This is a genomic window from Tardiphaga sp. GW821-FHT12E02 (assembly GCF_058807155.1).
In genome coordinates, this window is the sequence record NZ_JBXAQK010000001.1 from 4,271,832 (window position 1) to 4,287,710 (window position 15,879).

The 15,879-nt window shown below is 61.3% G+C and carries 14 protein-coding genes and 1 tRNA gene; 6 read left to right on the forward strand and 9 right to left on the reverse strand.

The features are described 5' to 3' along the window. Positions 1–244 precede the first annotated feature (244 nt). A complete protein-coding gene (locus tag AC1RQ5_RS20215) occupies positions 245–793 on the reverse strand; it encodes a cupin domain-containing protein (protein ID WP_398480633.1) in 549 nt (182 codons plus the stop codon). Positions 794–950: 157 nt separating this feature from the next. Between AC1RQ5_RS20215 and aptA the strand changes: the two genes are divergently transcribed. After that, positions 951–2,282: an omega-aminotransferase AptA gene (gene aptA / locus AC1RQ5_RS20220; protein WP_493201272.1), complete on the forward strand. Its 1,332-nt coding sequence runs from the start codon at positions 951–953 to the stop codon at positions 2,280–2,282. Positions 2,283–2,548: 266 nt separating this feature from the next. Here the strand turns inward: aptA and AC1RQ5_RS20225 are convergent, their stop codons facing one another. Continuing rightward, complete coding sequence (locus tag AC1RQ5_RS20225; protein WP_493201274.1) at positions 2,549–3,673, reverse strand: serine hydrolase domain-containing protein; 1,125 nt, start codon at positions 3,671–3,673, stop codon at positions 2,549–2,551. Positions 3,674–3,892: 219 nt separating this feature from the next. Between AC1RQ5_RS20225 and AC1RQ5_RS20230 the strand changes: the two genes are divergently transcribed. Further along, positions 3,893–4,507: a hypothetical protein gene (locus tag AC1RQ5_RS20230; RefSeq protein ID WP_493201276.1), complete on the forward strand. Its 615-nt coding sequence runs from the start codon at positions 3,893–3,895 to the stop codon at positions 4,505–4,507. Positions 4,508–5,000: 493 nt separating this feature from the next. After that, positions 5,001–6,125: a metallophosphoesterase gene (locus tag AC1RQ5_RS20235; protein ID WP_493203493.1), complete on the forward strand. Its 1,125-nt coding sequence runs from the start codon at positions 5,001–5,003 to the stop codon at positions 6,123–6,125. 467 nt (positions 6,126–6,592) lie between these two features. On the opposite strand, the gene AC1RQ5_RS20240 is transcribed toward AC1RQ5_RS20235, so the two are convergent. After that, positions 6,593–6,772, reverse strand: a complete 180-nt coding sequence (locus AC1RQ5_RS20240; RefSeq protein WP_493201278.1) for a hypothetical protein — start codon at positions 6,770–6,772, stop codon at positions 6,593–6,595. Positions 6,773–6,874: 102 nt separating this feature from the next. Here AC1RQ5_RS20240 and AC1RQ5_RS20245 point away from each other — a divergent pair, with 102 nt between their 5' ends. Continuing rightward, the gene (locus AC1RQ5_RS20245; protein WP_493201280.1) at positions 6,875–7,531 is read left to right on the forward strand and encodes a hypothetical protein; all 657 of its coding nucleotides are present in this window, start codon (positions 6,875–6,877) and stop codon (positions 7,529–7,531) included. Between the two features lie 85 nt (positions 7,532–7,616). On the opposite strand, the gene AC1RQ5_RS20250 is transcribed toward AC1RQ5_RS20245, so the two are convergent. The 6 genes from AC1RQ5_RS20250 to AC1RQ5_RS20275 form a co-directional block, all read right to left on the reverse strand. Next, positions 7,617–8,435 (reverse strand): hypothetical protein, encoded by an 819-nt coding sequence (locus tag AC1RQ5_RS20250; protein WP_493201282.1) that lies wholly within the window; start codon positions 8,433–8,435, stop codon positions 7,617–7,619. Positions 8,436–8,706: 271 nt separating this feature from the next. Further along, positions 8,707–8,780 (reverse strand) — tRNA-Gly (locus AC1RQ5_RS20255). Positions 8,781–9,722: 942 nt separating this feature from the next. Next, positions 9,723–10,517, reverse strand: coding sequence for a MetQ/NlpA family ABC transporter substrate-binding protein (locus AC1RQ5_RS20260; RefSeq protein WP_493201284.1), 795 nt, complete (start codon positions 10,515–10,517; stop codon positions 9,723–9,725). Between the two features lie 42 nt (positions 10,518–10,559). After that, positions 10,560–11,225: a methionine ABC transporter permease gene (locus AC1RQ5_RS20265; RefSeq protein WP_398484500.1), complete on the reverse strand. Its 666-nt coding sequence runs from the start codon at positions 11,223–11,225 to the stop codon at positions 10,560–10,562. Further along, on the reverse strand, positions 11,215–12,336 hold the full coding sequence (locus AC1RQ5_RS20270; protein ID WP_493201287.1) for a methionine ABC transporter ATP-binding protein: 1,122 nt from the start codon (positions 12,334–12,336) through the stop codon (positions 11,215–11,217). Before AC1RQ5_RS20270 ends, AC1RQ5_RS20265 begins: the two co-directional genes overlap by 11 nt. A gap of 207 nt (positions 12,337–12,543) precedes the next feature. Further along, a complete protein-coding gene (locus tag AC1RQ5_RS20275; RefSeq protein WP_493201289.1) occupies positions 12,544–13,503 on the reverse strand; it encodes an aliphatic sulfonate ABC transporter substrate-binding protein in 960 nt (319 codons plus the stop codon). A 410-nt stretch (positions 13,504–13,913) separates the two neighbouring features. Between AC1RQ5_RS20275 and AC1RQ5_RS20280 the strand changes: the two genes are divergently transcribed. Then, complete coding sequence (locus tag AC1RQ5_RS20280) at positions 13,914–14,840, forward strand: aliphatic sulfonate ABC transporter substrate-binding protein (RefSeq protein WP_493203495.1); 927 nt, start codon at positions 13,914–13,916, stop codon at positions 14,838–14,840. Between the two features lie 25 nt (positions 14,841–14,865). After that, positions 14,866–15,678, forward strand: a complete 813-nt coding sequence (locus AC1RQ5_RS20285; protein WP_493201291.1) for a MetQ/NlpA family ABC transporter substrate-binding protein — start codon at positions 14,866–14,868, stop codon at positions 15,676–15,678. Positions 15,679–15,879: the final 201 nt, after the last annotated feature.

Below are 15,879 nucleotides of genomic sequence, written 5' to 3' on the forward strand. Positions count from 1 at the left end.
TTTCTGAAGGAATTCTGATATTTGCGATTTGGCCGCTATTTCCGGGCAGCCACGCGGCGGAATTCGACCCCGGCACCCGATTGCACGCCACCAAGAGCTGACGCTTCAGCCCGTGGAATCACGCGGCCATGCGCGCTCCGGCGACCACCCACAAACGGTCTGTGACCAGGCCGCCTCAACGTCAAAGAGGTCATGACTGCGGTCAACGAACGCCGCGGTCAGGGCCGCGAAGACCGGCGGTCGCTTAGAACGACGGCGGCGTGCAGGCGCTCACCACTTCGCACGCCTTCGTCCCCACACAGCGAAACCTGTGCGGGCGCCGGCTCTCGAAATAATAGGCATCGCCGGGATCGAGGATGCGGCGCTCGTCATCGACGATGACTTCCAGCCGGCCCGCAATCACGATGCCGCCCTCCTCGCCGTCATGCACCAGCGGCACCCGGCCGGTATCGCTGCCGGGCTCGTAGCGCTCCTTCAGGATCTGCAAGGCGCGGCCAAATAGATTGTCGCCGACCTGGCGATAGGAGATCGGCGACTTCCCGATCTCGGTCAGTTCATCCGCGCGATAGAACGCCTTGCGCGGCCGGTCCGGCTCGATGGCGAAGAATTCGGCGAGGCCCATCGGGATGCCGTCGAGAATGCGCTTCAGCGCGCCGACCGATGGATTCATCTGGTTGGATTCGATCAGCGAGATGGTCGAATTGGTGACGCCGGCGCGCTTGGCCAGCTCGCGCTGCGACAGCTTGTGGCGACCGCGCACGAAGCGCAGCCGTTCGCCGAGATCGATGGTCACGCCCAAATCCTGTTGCGGGTGTTGCGGATCCGGCAAATATGGCCCGCTCCGCTCAGCAAAATCAACAGCTTGATCGGATCAAGAAAAGGACTTGTTGCAATGTTACGAACATGATCCAGATGCGAAAATCAGCCTGACATCACCCTGGGAGCGCGCCGTGACCGTCCATCAGATTCCGAACAGCCTGCAACTCGACACGTTCTGGATGCCGTTCACGGCCAACCGCCAGTTCAAGGCGGCGCCGCGCATGTTCTCGTCGGCCAAGGGCATGTATTACACCACCGAAGACGGCCGCAAGGTCATCGACGGCTCCGCCGGCCTCTGGTGCACCAATGCCGGCCATGGCCGCACCGAGATCGCCAGCGCCGTGGAGAAGCAGCTCTCCACCCTCGATTTCGCGCCGGCCTTCCAGATGGGCCATCCGCTGGCCTTCGAATTCGCCAACCGCCTTGCCGAGATCGCCCCCGAAGGCCTCGACCGCATCTTCTTCACCAATTCCGGCTCCGAGTCCGGCGACACCGCGCTGAAGATCGCGCTGGCCTATCACCGCGCCAACGGCCAGGCCTCGCGCACGCGCCTGATCGGCCGCGAGCGCGGCTATCACGGCGTCGGTTTCGGCGGCACTTCAGTTGGCGGCATGGTCAACAACCGTCGCGCCTTCTCCTCGGCCCAGCTGCCCGGCACCGACCATATCCGCCACACCCATGATCTCGCCCGCAACGCTTTCTCGAAAGACCTGCCCGATCATGGCGCCGAACTCGCCGACGATGTGGAGCGCATGGTCGCGCTGCATGGCGCCGACACCATCGCGGCTGTGATCATCGAGCCGGTGCCCGGCTCCACCGGCGTGCTGCCGCCGCCGAAGAACTATCTGCAGCGCCTGCGCGAGCTCTGCACCAAGCACGGCATCCTGCTGATCTTCGACGAGGTCATCACCGGCTTCGGCCGCCTCGGCGCGCCTTTCGCGTCGCAGTTCTTCGGCGTGACGCCGGATATCATGACCACCGCCAAGGGCATCACCAACGGCACCGTGCCTTGCGGCGCCGTGTTCGCCCATCGCAAGGTCTATGATGGGTTGATGAACGGCCCGGAAGGCCAGATCGAGCTGTTCCACGGCTACACCTATTCGGCCCATCCGGTCGCCTGCGCCGCCGGCATCGCCACCCTCGACATCTACAAGAACGAAGGCCTGCTCACCCGCGCCGCCAAGATGGCCGACTACTGGCGCGACAGCCTGCATGCCCTGAAGGGCCTGCCGAATGTCATCGACATCCGCAATTGCGGCCTGATGGGCGCCGTCGAACTCGCCCCGCGCAAGGATGCGCCGGGTGCACGCGGTTATGAGGTCATGGTGGATTGCTTCAACACCGGCCTCTATCTGCGCCAGAGCGGCGACGCCTTTGCGATGTCGCCGCCGCTGACCGTCGAGAAGAACCATATCGACGACATGATGGAAATCCTCAGCGCCGCCATCAAGCGCGTCGCGTAAGCGGCGGCAGCCAAGCACAACGCAAAACCCCGACGGAGCGAAAGCGCCGTCGGGGTTTTTGTTTGTGAAGCCATTGCTTCGATACGAGACACCCAGAGCATTCCCATGTTGAAATGATGGGCCTCCACGAACTCCTCCTCATCCTGAGGAGCCGCGCGCTTGCGCGGCGTCTCGACGGATGGACGATAAACGCCATGGTTCGAGACGCGCGCCGATCGGCGCGCTCCTCACCATGAGGACGGCGGTGGTCTCCATCCGAAAACGCTTCAACCCCGTGCCGCGATCAGCTGCCGGATAAATTCCGGCGCTTTGGCACTCGGCAGCCAGCGCGTAACCGCGATCATGTCGGAGTCCCGATCGATCCAGATCATGTTGCCGCCCGCACCCAGCGCATAGACGGCCGTTTCCGGCGCGCCCTTGTTGGCATGCGGTCCGCGGTTCAGCCACCACAGGAACCCGTAATTCGGCTGCAGCGCCGACGGCGTCCACATCGCATCAATCCAGCTCTGCGACAGCAGCCGCTTGCCGTTCCACTCACCGCCGCGTGCCATCAACAGGCCAATGCGCGCATGGTCCTCGGCGCCGATGAACATGCCGCCACCCCAATGGCCCCCGCCCGGCACCGACTGCATCCGCTCACCATCGATCTCGACCCAGGAATTCTCGTAGCCGACCCAGCTCCAGTCCGGCGAGGCGCCGATCGGATTCATGATGCGGTCACGCAGCACATCCGGCAGTGGCCGCTTGAACAGATGCAGCAGGCTGAGCGACAGCAGGTTCACGCGCACATCGTTATATTCGTAGAACGCGCCCGGCTTCTGCAGTTCGCGGAGCTCGCCCTTGCGGCTGTTGTCGGCATTCGGCGCGACCAGGCGGTTGTGATCGATCTGGTCCGGTTTGCCGAACAGCTCGCCGCGCCATTCGCTGGTCTGCTGCAGCAGATGCCGCCAGGTGATCGGAGCATTATGCGCATCCGCAAATAGCGGTCCCGGCACGCGCTTGGCGACGGGTTCGTCAATCTCCCCGATCAGCCCGTCATCCACTGCAAGCCCCGTCAGCGTTGCGAGATAGCTCTTGGCGATGGAGAAGGTCATATCCGCGCGCGCGATATCGCCCCACGATGCCAACAGGCGCCCGCTTTGCAGCACCAGGCCCGCCGATCCGCCGCGTTCCTTCACTGGCCCCAGCACCGCGCTCCATGGGCCCGTTTCATTCCAGTCCACATTCGGCGCGTAACGGCCGTCGTCGTAATAGAAGCCGCGCGGCCACGGCGTCTCATTCGCCTGCACAAAGTAAACGGCTGCAGCGAGCCTGTCCGGTGCATAGCCGGCCGCCTGCGGATCGATGGTGTCCCAGCCGCCGGCAGCCGGGAAATAACGTGCATCTGTCATGGAGAATTCAAGCTCGCTGGTGTCAGTACGCCCCGCTTATCGACCGGATCACCACCGGCGGCAACCTGTACCGGCGCGGGTGGTCTTGCGACAGCACGCGGATCCGTGAACCAGAATGCCGGCGGATCACCCCGTCGTGATGCCGGCCCTGCGTAATCATCGCGATCCCCGAACGTAACGCTATTGGCACAAGCCATAGCGGCACGTGAAAGGACGAACATGAAAGCGTTTTCTGCGGCAGTCACCGGGCTGGGCATTGCCTTGCTCAGCTCAGCCCTCATTCCTGCCGCGCACGCAGCCGACACGGTTCGCGTCCGCGGCACGGTCGAGCGCGTCGAAGGATCCAGCCTGACGGTGAAGACCCGCGAGGGCAATTCCACCGCCATCAAGCTGAACGACAACTGGAAAGTCACCGGCGTGGTCAAGGCCTCGCTCAACGACATCAAGCCCGGCGACTTCGTCGGCATCGCCTCGCTGCCCAAATCCCGCGGTGGCGACGGCGCCCTCGAAGTTCTGATTTTCCCGGCCGCCATGAAAGGCACCGGCGAAGGCAGCTATCCCTGGGACCTGAAGCCCAACAGCACGATGACCAACGCCACCGTCTCCAACGCCGTCAAGGACGTGGACGGCCGCAACATCACGGTGACGTTTCACGGCAAGGAAAAGGTCATCTCGGTGGCGGAAGACACGGCCGTCGTCACCTTCGGCCCTGCCGCACAAGGCGACCTGAAGCCCGGCATGGCGGTATTCGTCCCCTCACAAAAAGCAGCAGACGGAACGCTCTCCACCGGCAATGTGGTCGCCGGCACCAATGGCGTCGTGCCTCCGATGTAAAGGCTTCTCTGGCACGATGCCCGCATCGTGCCAGAGCTGCCCTCGGCCACCGCCGCACAACGGACATGTTTTGCCGGACGATCGAGCTCCAAGGCAGGAGCATCATGCATCAAGATCCGATCACCCCACCGACGCCGCCAACGCCGAACATGGATGACACGGCCGCAGCGTGGGGCCCGCGACCGTCATGGCAGAGGCTGCTCGTCACTGTCGTCCTTGTTACGATCGTCATCGTCGTTTTGCGCTGGATAAAGCAAGCATAGTGCCGATGAGCGCAGCGACGTCCAGGGACCGAACCAATGGTCGACGATCCACGTGATGCTCGGCCTTGGTTTCGCAACGGCCGTTATGACAGCCCGTTCAGCCGGTGTCAGCCGGACCTTCTCATCTCAATCACCTGAAACGAGCGCACGGCGCCTTCGCCCGCGATTGCGGTATCGCACTTGTATGCCTAAGTGCTTCTCACCGCATCGGTCGATTTTGGAGGCGTCCAATTTTCCATTTTGTTTTTGCCCTGCCCTGGTTGTTCGTCGTCACCCGCTTTCTTTGGCCCCTTCATCTTCCGCTTGTTGCAACATGCGTCGCCGGACTGATTCTGCTGGTGGCGTCGCAATTCCATTTCTGGAACAAGCTGTCATCGGGATCGGTGCTGTGTCCTGAATTTCCACGCCCGGTCGTCGTCCTTTTCAACTGGGCATTCGGTGGCATTATTCTGCTCGCCTTGATGCAACTATTGCTGGACGCAGCGACGCTCGTCGGTGCGCTGATCCCCGGTGCTGGCATCAGCGTGTCCGACGGCTTCCGCTACGGAATGGCGGGTCTGGCCGCCTGCCTGGCCGCGATCGGCGTGACGCAGGCCACACGCATTCCGCCGCTGAAAGACATCGACATACGCATCCAGGGGCTTCCGCCGCAATTCGACGGCTACACGATCCTGCAACTGACCGATCTTCACATCAGCCGCCTGTTCCCTGCCGCCTGGGCGCGGACCGTCGTCGCGCATGCGAACAGCCTCGGCGTCGATCTGATCGCCATCACCGGCGATCTCATCGATGGCACGCTCAAGGTCCGGCGCGCTGACGTCGAGCCGCTTCGCGACCTGCGCGCGACCGACGGCGTCTATATGATCCCGGGCAATCACGAATATTACTTCGGCTATGAGGCCTGGATGCAGCATTACGCGTCGATGGGCATGGTCACGCTGGAGAACAGGCACGTGGTTCTGGATCGCGACGGCGGGCAGCTGGTCCTTGCCGGCGTCACCGATCGTGCATCGCGCGGTGGCGGCTTCACCGCGCCGGATATTGAATCCGCGATCCGTGACGCCCCCGACAACGCTCCCGTCATCTTGCTCGACCATCAACCCAGCGAAGCGCGGCGCGCTGCATCGCTCGGCGTTAAACTTCAGCTCTCCGGACATACGCATGGCGGACTGATCGTCGGGCTGGATCGGCTCGCCGCGCGCGCCAATGCGGGCTACGTCTCGGGCCGCTACCAGGTCGGCGGGATGACCCTTTATGTGAACAACGGCACCGGACTCTGGCCGGGATTCGCGCTGCGCCTCGGGCGCCCGTCCGAACTGACGCGGATCACGCTTCGCCGGGCCGATGGCGCTTGATGCCCGTGTTCGTCAGCGCAGCAAAGGTAGCCCGGATCTGCGCCCGATGGCCTGAGAAAGCGCTTATCCAGGACACGCCGACATTGATTGATCGCGACCGAACCGCGCACAACCTATTGATCGCAATGAGTTCCTGGGAGACTGGAGCGGGTAGAGGGAATCGAACCCTCGTATTCAGCTTGGAAGTCCAAAAATACACGCTTCTCGGTACTTCACGCTCATTCATCAAAACGCACTAAACTGTACAATTACAACACGTTATTTGCTCTGCCCTCCGCACGGAAAATCACGCAAAACACCCCAACTACACGGCTTACTGCGTCCTATGTGCGCCCTAAACTTTTCAGTATTCAGCCTGGGCGGCGTCGAACTCGCCATCGAAGTCAAGCCGTCGTCCGGCGAGCCGACAAAATAAAAGCGGCGCAGGGATCGCCCACGCGCCGCTCAACCTTCCAGCTCTGCCATCCTCACTTCACACCGAGCTTGGCCTCCAGCTTCGCCAAATCCCGCTCTGCCGCTTCCCGTAATTCCTCGGTCTCCGCTTCCTTGACCCGCGCCCGGAAGATCATCAGCAGCTTCAGAAGCAGCGGGATTTTCTGGGCCTCTTCCTCGGCGGGCCGGGCGGATTTGAAGAACAGGATTTTCACGCTGAAATTATTCGGTCACGACGGTCGAATCCGAGTATTTTTAAATTGCAACCCGAACAATATTCATCCACGACGCGAAATCCGGTTAGATCTGAAAGCATCATGAACTCCGAGAAAGAAGACACGAGGACAGACTCGCATGAGGCATTAAGCGACGGCCAACTTCGAGCTTTCATCGAAAAACTGAAACTCGAAGTGGGCGACAACCCTGACCTGATCAAACAGTCTATAGCCGATCTGAACGCGCTACAGCGTCAGGACTCGCGAAACCACTTTGAATCTCAGCTGGAATACGTGAAACAAATCGCAGAGCTGAAGGTAACAGCTCTGACTGGAATAAGAGAATACGGCCTTCAAACTCTGAAGTGGCTATTTCTTCTAAATGCCGGGGCTATTGCCGTTATACTAGCCTATGTCGGCTCCTCCCTCGGGAAGCTACCGTCTTCATCACCATCGCAAATGATAGCATTTGCCCCGATCCTTAAAGCGCTATGGCCATTTGCAGTCGGTTGCGCGATGGTCGTTTTGGCCGGTGCAGCAGGCTTCTTCAATTTTTCCTACGCTGAAATATCTCTCCCGTCACCAGAAGCACTGCATAATTTCTTTCAGCCATCTTCAAAGAAATCATGGCCGCAGCCAAGAATGTCACCGGGGTGGAAAACAAATGGGACGCGCAACGCCGCGATTGTATTCACTCTTTGCTCGACAGGGTTCTTCATCTACGGCGTATTTTTGGTGCTGCGCATAGTTACGACCTAGCGTGCCGACATCACCATTTTCACGCGGCAGTGAAAAGATCCATTGGGGGTGCGCAGGTCGAGCGTGCATGGCCGCGATCCGCGCGCTATGCTTTTTCTTCCCTTGGGCCGCTTGGCAACTTCCCCATCAACTCAGACCCAAACAGAAACGCAGAAAAAGCGATCTCATTAAAGTCGGTCGCAGTTATCTTAAGCCTTTCATTGAGCTTGAACGAGCGCTCCCTCAATGAAATTCGCATGAGCAGCATAACTTCATCGCTTCCGTCTTCAGCATTGACAGGGATACCTGTCTCTACCTCAACTTCCTCGCCACGACGCTCATAGAAAATGCGCACGTAGGGAAACATCAGACGCATAGTTCCTGACTCGTCCACGTCTCTCGCGCCCACTATCCCGCCTCGATGTTCAAGACAGTTTCTAGCATTCTGAAGTGATCGGTATGCATCTGAAAAGTTAAGTGGCTCAGTAAGGCTCTCGTTCACATGTTTCAGGAGATCAGGGAAATTCAAATCCGACGCACGCCTTTTAAACGGCGCAATAAACTCGGCGAGTGTCGATCCGGATTTTACGCGGTGAGGTTTCCAAGCAATCTCCAACAAGAGATAAGCTCGCTCCAGCGACTCCCGCACACCTCGGAGGAGATCTTGGAATGCTCTGGCTAGTATCCAGCTTTCGTGACGAAGGCGCCGCTCTGTTGCGTCAATGCTGATGCCAGCAATGTTGTGCCTGATCGACGTGGAGGTGGTTATCGGTGACGGTGGCTTCGACAGATCCGCTGAGGCTAACGCACCGAAATACAGATCGACTACTTCCTGACACTGAATTGCCGCAGCATGCGCAGGCACAGCAACGGACTCTCTACGGAGTTCAAGCGCCACGCGCGGAGTTTCTTCGGTTGTCGTCATAGATAGCGACTTCTCTCGCAGATTCACGTGAATCCGGCCCACTACTTGAAAGAGTGTACTGCTAACATTCGTCGCGGGGCTGTGTATTCAGCCTGACTATCAGTTTCCGAAGGCCCTGATTCTGAAAGTCGAATCAGATCAACAACTTAGGAAAAATGTTGCGCCCTATACGCGCCCTAGAAGTCATCCACAGGGACTGAACGTTAACTTGACCGGCAAGGTGCCGACGTCTAAGCGTTTGAATTATCGGAGATTTATGGGGCGCTGCGGCTGGAGCGGGTAGAGGGAATCGAACCCTCGTATTCAGCTTGGAAGGCTGCTGCTCTACCATTGAGCTATACCCGCATGCCGCGTCAGGTAACACACAGCGCCGGGGGCCTCAACCTCTCAGGGGAAGACAATCCCCAGACGTCGATCGCTGTCATTGCCCGGCTTGACCGGGCAATCCATTAAAAGCTGGCATCGTGCATGACACCGCTTCGCCAGTGTCTGCTGGATCCCCGCTCCGCGCACGCTTTCGGCGTGCCAGGCGGGGATGACAGAAAGCACGCCTAGCGAAAATGTTCCTATTTTGTTCTTGACGAAATCCACCTGAGGATTATTGTCCCTGTCGTCCGGCCCCGATGAGAGGGGCGAGCGCGATCGTCACGGTCGCGGGGCTGGATGCGGTGGGCGCCAAGGTTGGGGCGTCACGCGGTGCCTGGACGACGTTCGCCTGCGGGCGGGACGGAGCCTTGCCAGACCTGCCACTGGCCCGGCGACGGCTCACCTTCGGATGGACCGAGGCTGGGTCACGCGTGACGGACGACCCTCTCGGCGGCGTCTGGCGGATCGCTCTGTCATCCGCCACGCGGAGGCACAGCACCCCGAACACCGCGTGCGGAACGCTGAGCGGCGCTCGGCTTCCGGAAAGTCCTGATGCTTCCCCTTGCGGAGTACCGCATCGGCATCAGGCACCAACGGGCGCCTTGAGCGCCCGGCGTTCCGCACGCCCTCTTCCGGGAGGGTCGCGTGGGAATGCACACAACTCGGGCGCGCAGGCGTCGCGAGAACGCGATCGCGTGGATGAAGGAATGGACGGGGCTGTTTGACAGGTTGATCGGGAAGTGATGCGCCGACGTCGCGCTCCCTCCCCCAGGCTGCGAAGCGGCGCAGTGGGGAGGGCCGGGGTGGGGTCTATCCCCACGCAAGGACGGAGTGTGGGGAAGCACCCCACCCGTCTCGACGGCTACGCCGTCGATCCACCCTCCCCGCTGCGCGGCTACGCCGCTTGGGGAGGGAGAAGGACTACCACGTGGCCAGCACCGAGCCCTTGAACTTCTCGTCGATGAAGGCCTTCACCTCGGGCGACTGATAGCTCTCCACCAGCGTCTTCACCCAGGGCTTGTCCTTGTCGGCCGCGCGCACCGCGATGATGTTCGCGTAAGGCCCCTTCGGATCCTCGCGCAGGATCGCATCCTTCACCGGATCGAGGCCGGCCTGCGAGGCGTAGTTGGTGTTGATGCCGGCGACATCCACGTCCGGCAGCGTGCGCGGCAATTGCGCGGCATCGACTTCGACGACTTTCAGCTTCTTCGGATTGTCGGTGATGTCGAGCAAGGTCGGTTTGAAGCCGACGTCGTCCTTCAGCTTGATGATGCCCTTGTCGCGCAAAAGGATCAGCACGCGACCGCCATTGGTCGGATCGTTCGGAATCGCCAGCGACGCACCGGACTTCACCTCGTCCCAGGTCTTCACTTTCTTCGAATAGATGCCCATCGGGAAATTGATGGTGTTGCCCACCGAGACCAGCTTGAACTTGCGATCGGCCACCTGGTTGTCGAGATAGGGCTGATGCTGGAACGAATTGGCCTGCAGGTCGCCGGCGTCCAGCGCCGCATTCGGCACCACGTAATCGGAGAATTCGACGATCTGGATGTCGAGGCCCTTCTTGGCAGCGACGGCCTTGGCGGCTTCCAGCACCTGCGCATGCGGACCCGGCGTGACGCCGACCTTGATGGTTTCAGCAGATGCAGCAGAGGTGAAGGCAGCGACGGCGATGGCAGAGAGAAGAAGACGACGGATAGACATACTATTTTCCATTGTGAAGAAACGAGACAGGCGCGCGCCGCAGTGCGCGCAAGATCAGGAGTGACGGCTGCGCTTGTCGAGCCGGCGCGAGATGAAATCGCCGAGGCTCTGCACGCCCTGCACGAGGCAGATCAGCACCGCGACCACGGTCGCCATCACTTCCGGCATGAAGCGCTGATAGCCGTAGCGGATGCCGAGATCGCCGAGCCCGCCGCCGCCGACGGCGCCAACCATGGCGGAATAGCCGATCAGGCTGACGGTGGCGAGCGTGAGCGCCAGCGTCACCGCCGGCATCGCTTCGGGCAGCAGCACCTTCCACACGATCTGCAGCGGGCTCGCGCCAAAGGCACGCGCGGCTTCAACGAGGCCCTGATCCACTTCGCGGATCGCGCCTTCGATGACGCGGGCGATGAACGGCGTGGCGGCAATCGTCAACGGCACCACGGCCGCGCTGGTGCCGATGGAGGTACCGGCAATCAGCCGCGTCAGCGGCACGATGGCGACGACCAGAATGATAAAGGGCGTCGAGCGCGTCGCATTGACCACAAGACCGAGCAGCCGATTGACGTTCGGTGCGGGAAACAGCTCACCGGCCCGGCTGGTCGCCAGGAAGATGCCGAGCGGCAATCCGGCCAGCGTGCCAAAAATGCCGGCCAGTGCGACCATCACCAGCGTGTCGAGCGTCGAGGACGCGATCATGTTGATGAGTTCAGGCGACATAGCCGAGATGCTCCACGGTGTTGCGGGTGGCGGTCAGATCGGCGATCAGCTTCGCCTGCAGCCCGGGCTCGGCCGCGACGGAGGCGATCAGCGTGCCGAACGGATGATCGGCGACATATTCGATCTGGCCATGCATGATGTTGAAGTCGACGCCGTAAGCGCGCGTCAGGCGCGACAGCACGGGCTCGTCGGCATCGGCGCCGGTGAAGGCGATGCGGATCACCGCCTGGCGCCCCGGCGCATAATCGGCGAGCAGACGCGACTGCAGCCATTCCGGCACATTGCCGCCGGTGACTTCGCCGACAAACCGCTTGGTCGTCGCATGGGTCGGGTTCGCAAAAATCTCGTAGGTGGTGCCCTGCTCGATGATGCGGCCGCCTTCCATCACGGCGACACGCTGGGCGAGCTTCTTCACCACCGACATTTCATGGGTGATGAAAAGAATGGTGAGATTGAGCTCGGCATTGATCTGCTTCAGCAGCGTGATGATCGAAGCCGTGGTCTCGGGATCGAGCGCCGAGGTCGCCTCGTCGGAGAGCAGCACCTTCGGCTTGGTCGCGAGCGCCCGCGCGATGCCGACGCGCTGCTTCTGGCCACCGGAGAGTTCGGCCGGATAGCGATCGCGCTTGTCGGCGAGGCCGACCATCTCGAGCAGCGGCTCGACAATGCCCTTGATATCCTTGCGCGGCGTGCCGGCGATCTCGAGCGGCAGCGCGATATTGTCCAAGGCGGTGCGCGAGGAGAGCAGATTGAAATGCTGGAAGATCATGCCAATGGAGCGGCGTGCCTGGCGCAGTGCGCGCTCATCGAGCGATCCAATGTCGAGTCCGTCAACGGTGACCTTGCCCTTGGTCGGCAGTTCGAGTCCGTTGATGAGGCGAATGAGCGTGGACTTGCCGGCGCCGCTCTTGCCGATCACGCCGACAATGGCGCCTTCGGGAACGACGAGATCGATATGATCGACCGCCTTCACCTCGGCGGAGTCCTTCCGGGGCGGGAAAATCTTGCTGACGCCATCGAAGGAAATGATGGCAGGCCCTTTCGGCTCAAGATCTGGCTGATCGAGAACTGGCACGGGCACTCCAGTCGGCTTGGACACGGGAGCGTTCATTGAATGACGTTTCTGTGCAGGTGTGAAGATCGGGGCCGGCCTCGGGAGGCACTGGCGCCGTGGCGGCAACCTACTGATTTTCGGGCTGAATTCAACCGCACTGCACAAAAGGTGAATTTTTCACCCGGAAACCGGCAGTTTGGAGAATAACATTCCCCAACCGACGCACTTTCCAGTGCGGCGGTCATGGGACCGACAACCGGGGCATCAGGACCCAGGATTCCAGGTCCAGACAATGTCCTTCACCTGCACCGGCTTCGGGATCAGGCCGAGCTTGAAGAACCGGTCCGCGGTCTCCTGCTGGGTGGCGATGATCCTGTCGTTGATCGGCACCACCGTGTAGTTCGACCGCTCGACGGCGCGGGTGGTGGCGGCCTTGTCGACGCCGGTCGCCTCCTGCAGCCGGGTCGCGACTTCGGCGCGATTGGCCTCGGCCCATTTGCCTTCATCGGCAAAGGTCTTGTTGAACAGCGCGACGATGTCGCCATGCTTGCTGGTAAAATCCTTGTTGGCGAGGAAGAACGAAATCGAATCCTGCACATCCTTCGAGAACGCCACGACGCGCGCCTGCTTGCCCTCGGCGAGTGCGAGATACGGATCCCAGATCGACCACGCATCGATATTGCCGCTGGCGAAGGCTGCCGTCGCATCGGCCGGATTGAGATAGACCGGCGTGATGTCAGCGTAAGTCAACCCGGCTTTCTCAAGCGCTGCGACGATCGTGTTATGCGCGCTCGAGCCCTTGCCGAAGCCGACCTTCTTGCCCTTGAGATCCTTGAGCGTCTTGATCGGCGAGTTCTCGGGAACGACGATGCCCTGATTGTAGCCGCGCGACGGAATCGCGGCGATGTAAACGAGATTGGCACGCGCGGCCTGCGCGAAGATCGGCGGCGCATCGCCGGCATAGCCGAAGTCGACATTGCCGGTGTTGATGGCTTCGAGGATCGGCGGACCGAACTGGAATTCGACCCAGCGGACATCGATGCCTCTGGCCTTGAAGACCTTCTCCAGCGTCTGGCGTTGCTTCGCGGCGGGGAAGATGCCGGCCTTCTGGAAGCCGATGCGGATTTCCTTCGGCTGCTCCGCCGCCGGCGCCTTGCTGGTGATCTGCGACAGCAGCAGCGTCGCTGCGATGGTGGCCAGGACAGCGCGTCTCGACTTCGACATGGACATTCCTGCTCCGTGTTGCGTCTGGCGCCCACTGCGCCGACGTGATGCGGAAACGCTACGCGCGATCGCAGAGATTGTGCTTTCAAAGGTCAGCGACGCTCGGCAAGATTTGCGATCCGGGCCGCCGTGTCGGGAGCAGCTTTCATCTCCGGATGCAGAAAATTATTCCGTCGCAAATGGCGACCGGACGGGACCGGGAGAAGGTTTGGCTCCGCATTTTGCCTCCGGCAGAATGCTTCTATCGCTGCGCCCGCAACTACAGTCGGCCATTTCATTGACTGGAACCGGCCACTCTCGCACCTTTGCGCATCTCAATTTGATACTTGCAAAGCGGCATCATCATGCTCCCCATTCTGCTCTCGCATGTTCTCAATCGCACCATCCGGCGCCGCACCCGCGCATTGCAGATGGCGGCACTGGTAACGATGTTGTCGACCTCCTTCGCCTGCGCGCAGACGACGGACACGGTGCGCATCGGTTATCAAAAATCATCGACGCTGATTGCGGTGCTGAAGACCAATGGCGAATTGGAAAAGGCCCTCGCGCCGCTCGGCGTCAAAATCTCGTGGCATGAATTCACCAGCGGTCTGCCGCTGCTGGAAGCCATCAACACCGGCAATGTGGATTTCGGCGCCGATGTCGCCGACACCGTGCCGCTGTTCGCGCAGGCCGCCGGCGCCAGGCTCGCTTATGTCGCCGAGGAAGCCGCCTCGCCTGCCGCGCAGGCCATCGTGGTCCCCGCGGAATCTCCGCTGAAGAGCCTCGCCGATCTCAAGGGCAAGAAGGTCGCCGTGACCAAGGGTGCCGGCAGCCACTTCCTGCTGCTCGCCGCCCTCGGCAAGGCCGGCCTCAACTTCAAGGATATCCAGCCAGCCTATCTGCCGCCTGCTGACGGTCGCATCGCCTTTGTCGGCGGCAATGTGGATGCCTGGGTGGCGTGGGATCCCTTCCTCACCAGTGCGCAGCGTCAGAACAATGCGCGGGTGCTGGCTGACGGCGGCAACGGCCTCGCCAGCTACAAGCGCTACTATCTGTCGTCGGCAGCCTATGCGGACAAGCGCAGCGACGTGCTGAACGCGATCTACAAGAAGCTGGATGAAACCGGCAAATGGGTGAAGGCCGAGCCGAAGGACGCCGCAAAGCTGCTGTCCAGTCTGTGGGGCATCGACGCCGCGACCGTCGAGGAGGCCAACAGCCATCGCTCCTACAAGGTCGGCGCCGTCACCAAAGCCGGCCTGTCCGAACAGCAGATCATTGCCGACGCGTTCTTCAACGAGAAGCTCATCCCCGTGAAGGTGGATGCCGCCGACGTGAAGATCTGGTCGCCGAAGTAATTCAACCTCACTGAAAGCTCAGATCATGAAGTCCCTTCTCTCGGCGCTCGCCGCCGCCGCCATCACGCTTGCCCCATTCACCGGCGCGCTCGCGCAGTCGCCGGCCAGGACCGAACTCAAGGTCGGCTTCGTGCCCGGCCCTTACATCGACGGCTTCAAGAAGGGCGTGGAGCCCGAGCTGAAGAAGAAGGGCTACACGGTCAAATATTACGAGTTCTCCACCGGCCTCGAAGCCAACACGGCCGTGTTCAAGAACGACATTGACGCCAATGTGATGCAGCACACGGTGTTCCTCGACTCCTATAACGAGCGCCAGAAGACCGACCTCACCGGCATCATCACCGTGCCAACGCCGCCGATGGGCCTGTATTCGACCAGGCACAAAAAGGCGGACGACGTGAAAGCCGGCGCCACCGTCGTGGTGCCGAACGATCCGGTGAACCTGCAGCGTGCGCTCTGGATCCTGCGCGATCTCGGCTGGATCGAGATCAAGGACAGCAAGCCGGTGGATGTCACCGAGCTCGACGTGATCAAGAACCCGAAGGGCATCAAGATCGTGCCGCTGGAAAACGCACAGGCGCCCCGCGCCCTGGGCGACGCCGACTTCGCCGCCGTGCAGGGCAATTTCGCCATCTATAGCGGGCTGAAGCTGACCGAAGCCTTTGCCCTGGAAAAGATGACCAAGCCCTACACCAATGTCGTCGCCGTCCGCCGCGGCAATGCCGAAGCGCCATGGGCGAAGGACATTGTCGAGGCCTACAAGTCGGACACGTTCAAGTCCGCGATCCGCAACGACAAGTTCTACGCCGGCTTCACGCTACCTGAATACTTCAACTAAGACGCGACCGTAGGGCGGATTAGGCGAAGCCGTAATCCGCCGGCCGAATTCATCGCTGAAGCTCCGCGGCGGATTACGCTACGCTAATCCGCCCTACGTTTGAGCCCGATTTGACTCCGCGAACGGCTCGGATACGCTTCTTCTCAGGGTGCCTTGAGGCGCCCTGAGGTCGAGGGGCATGAGAGGTCGGATCGTCGGGGC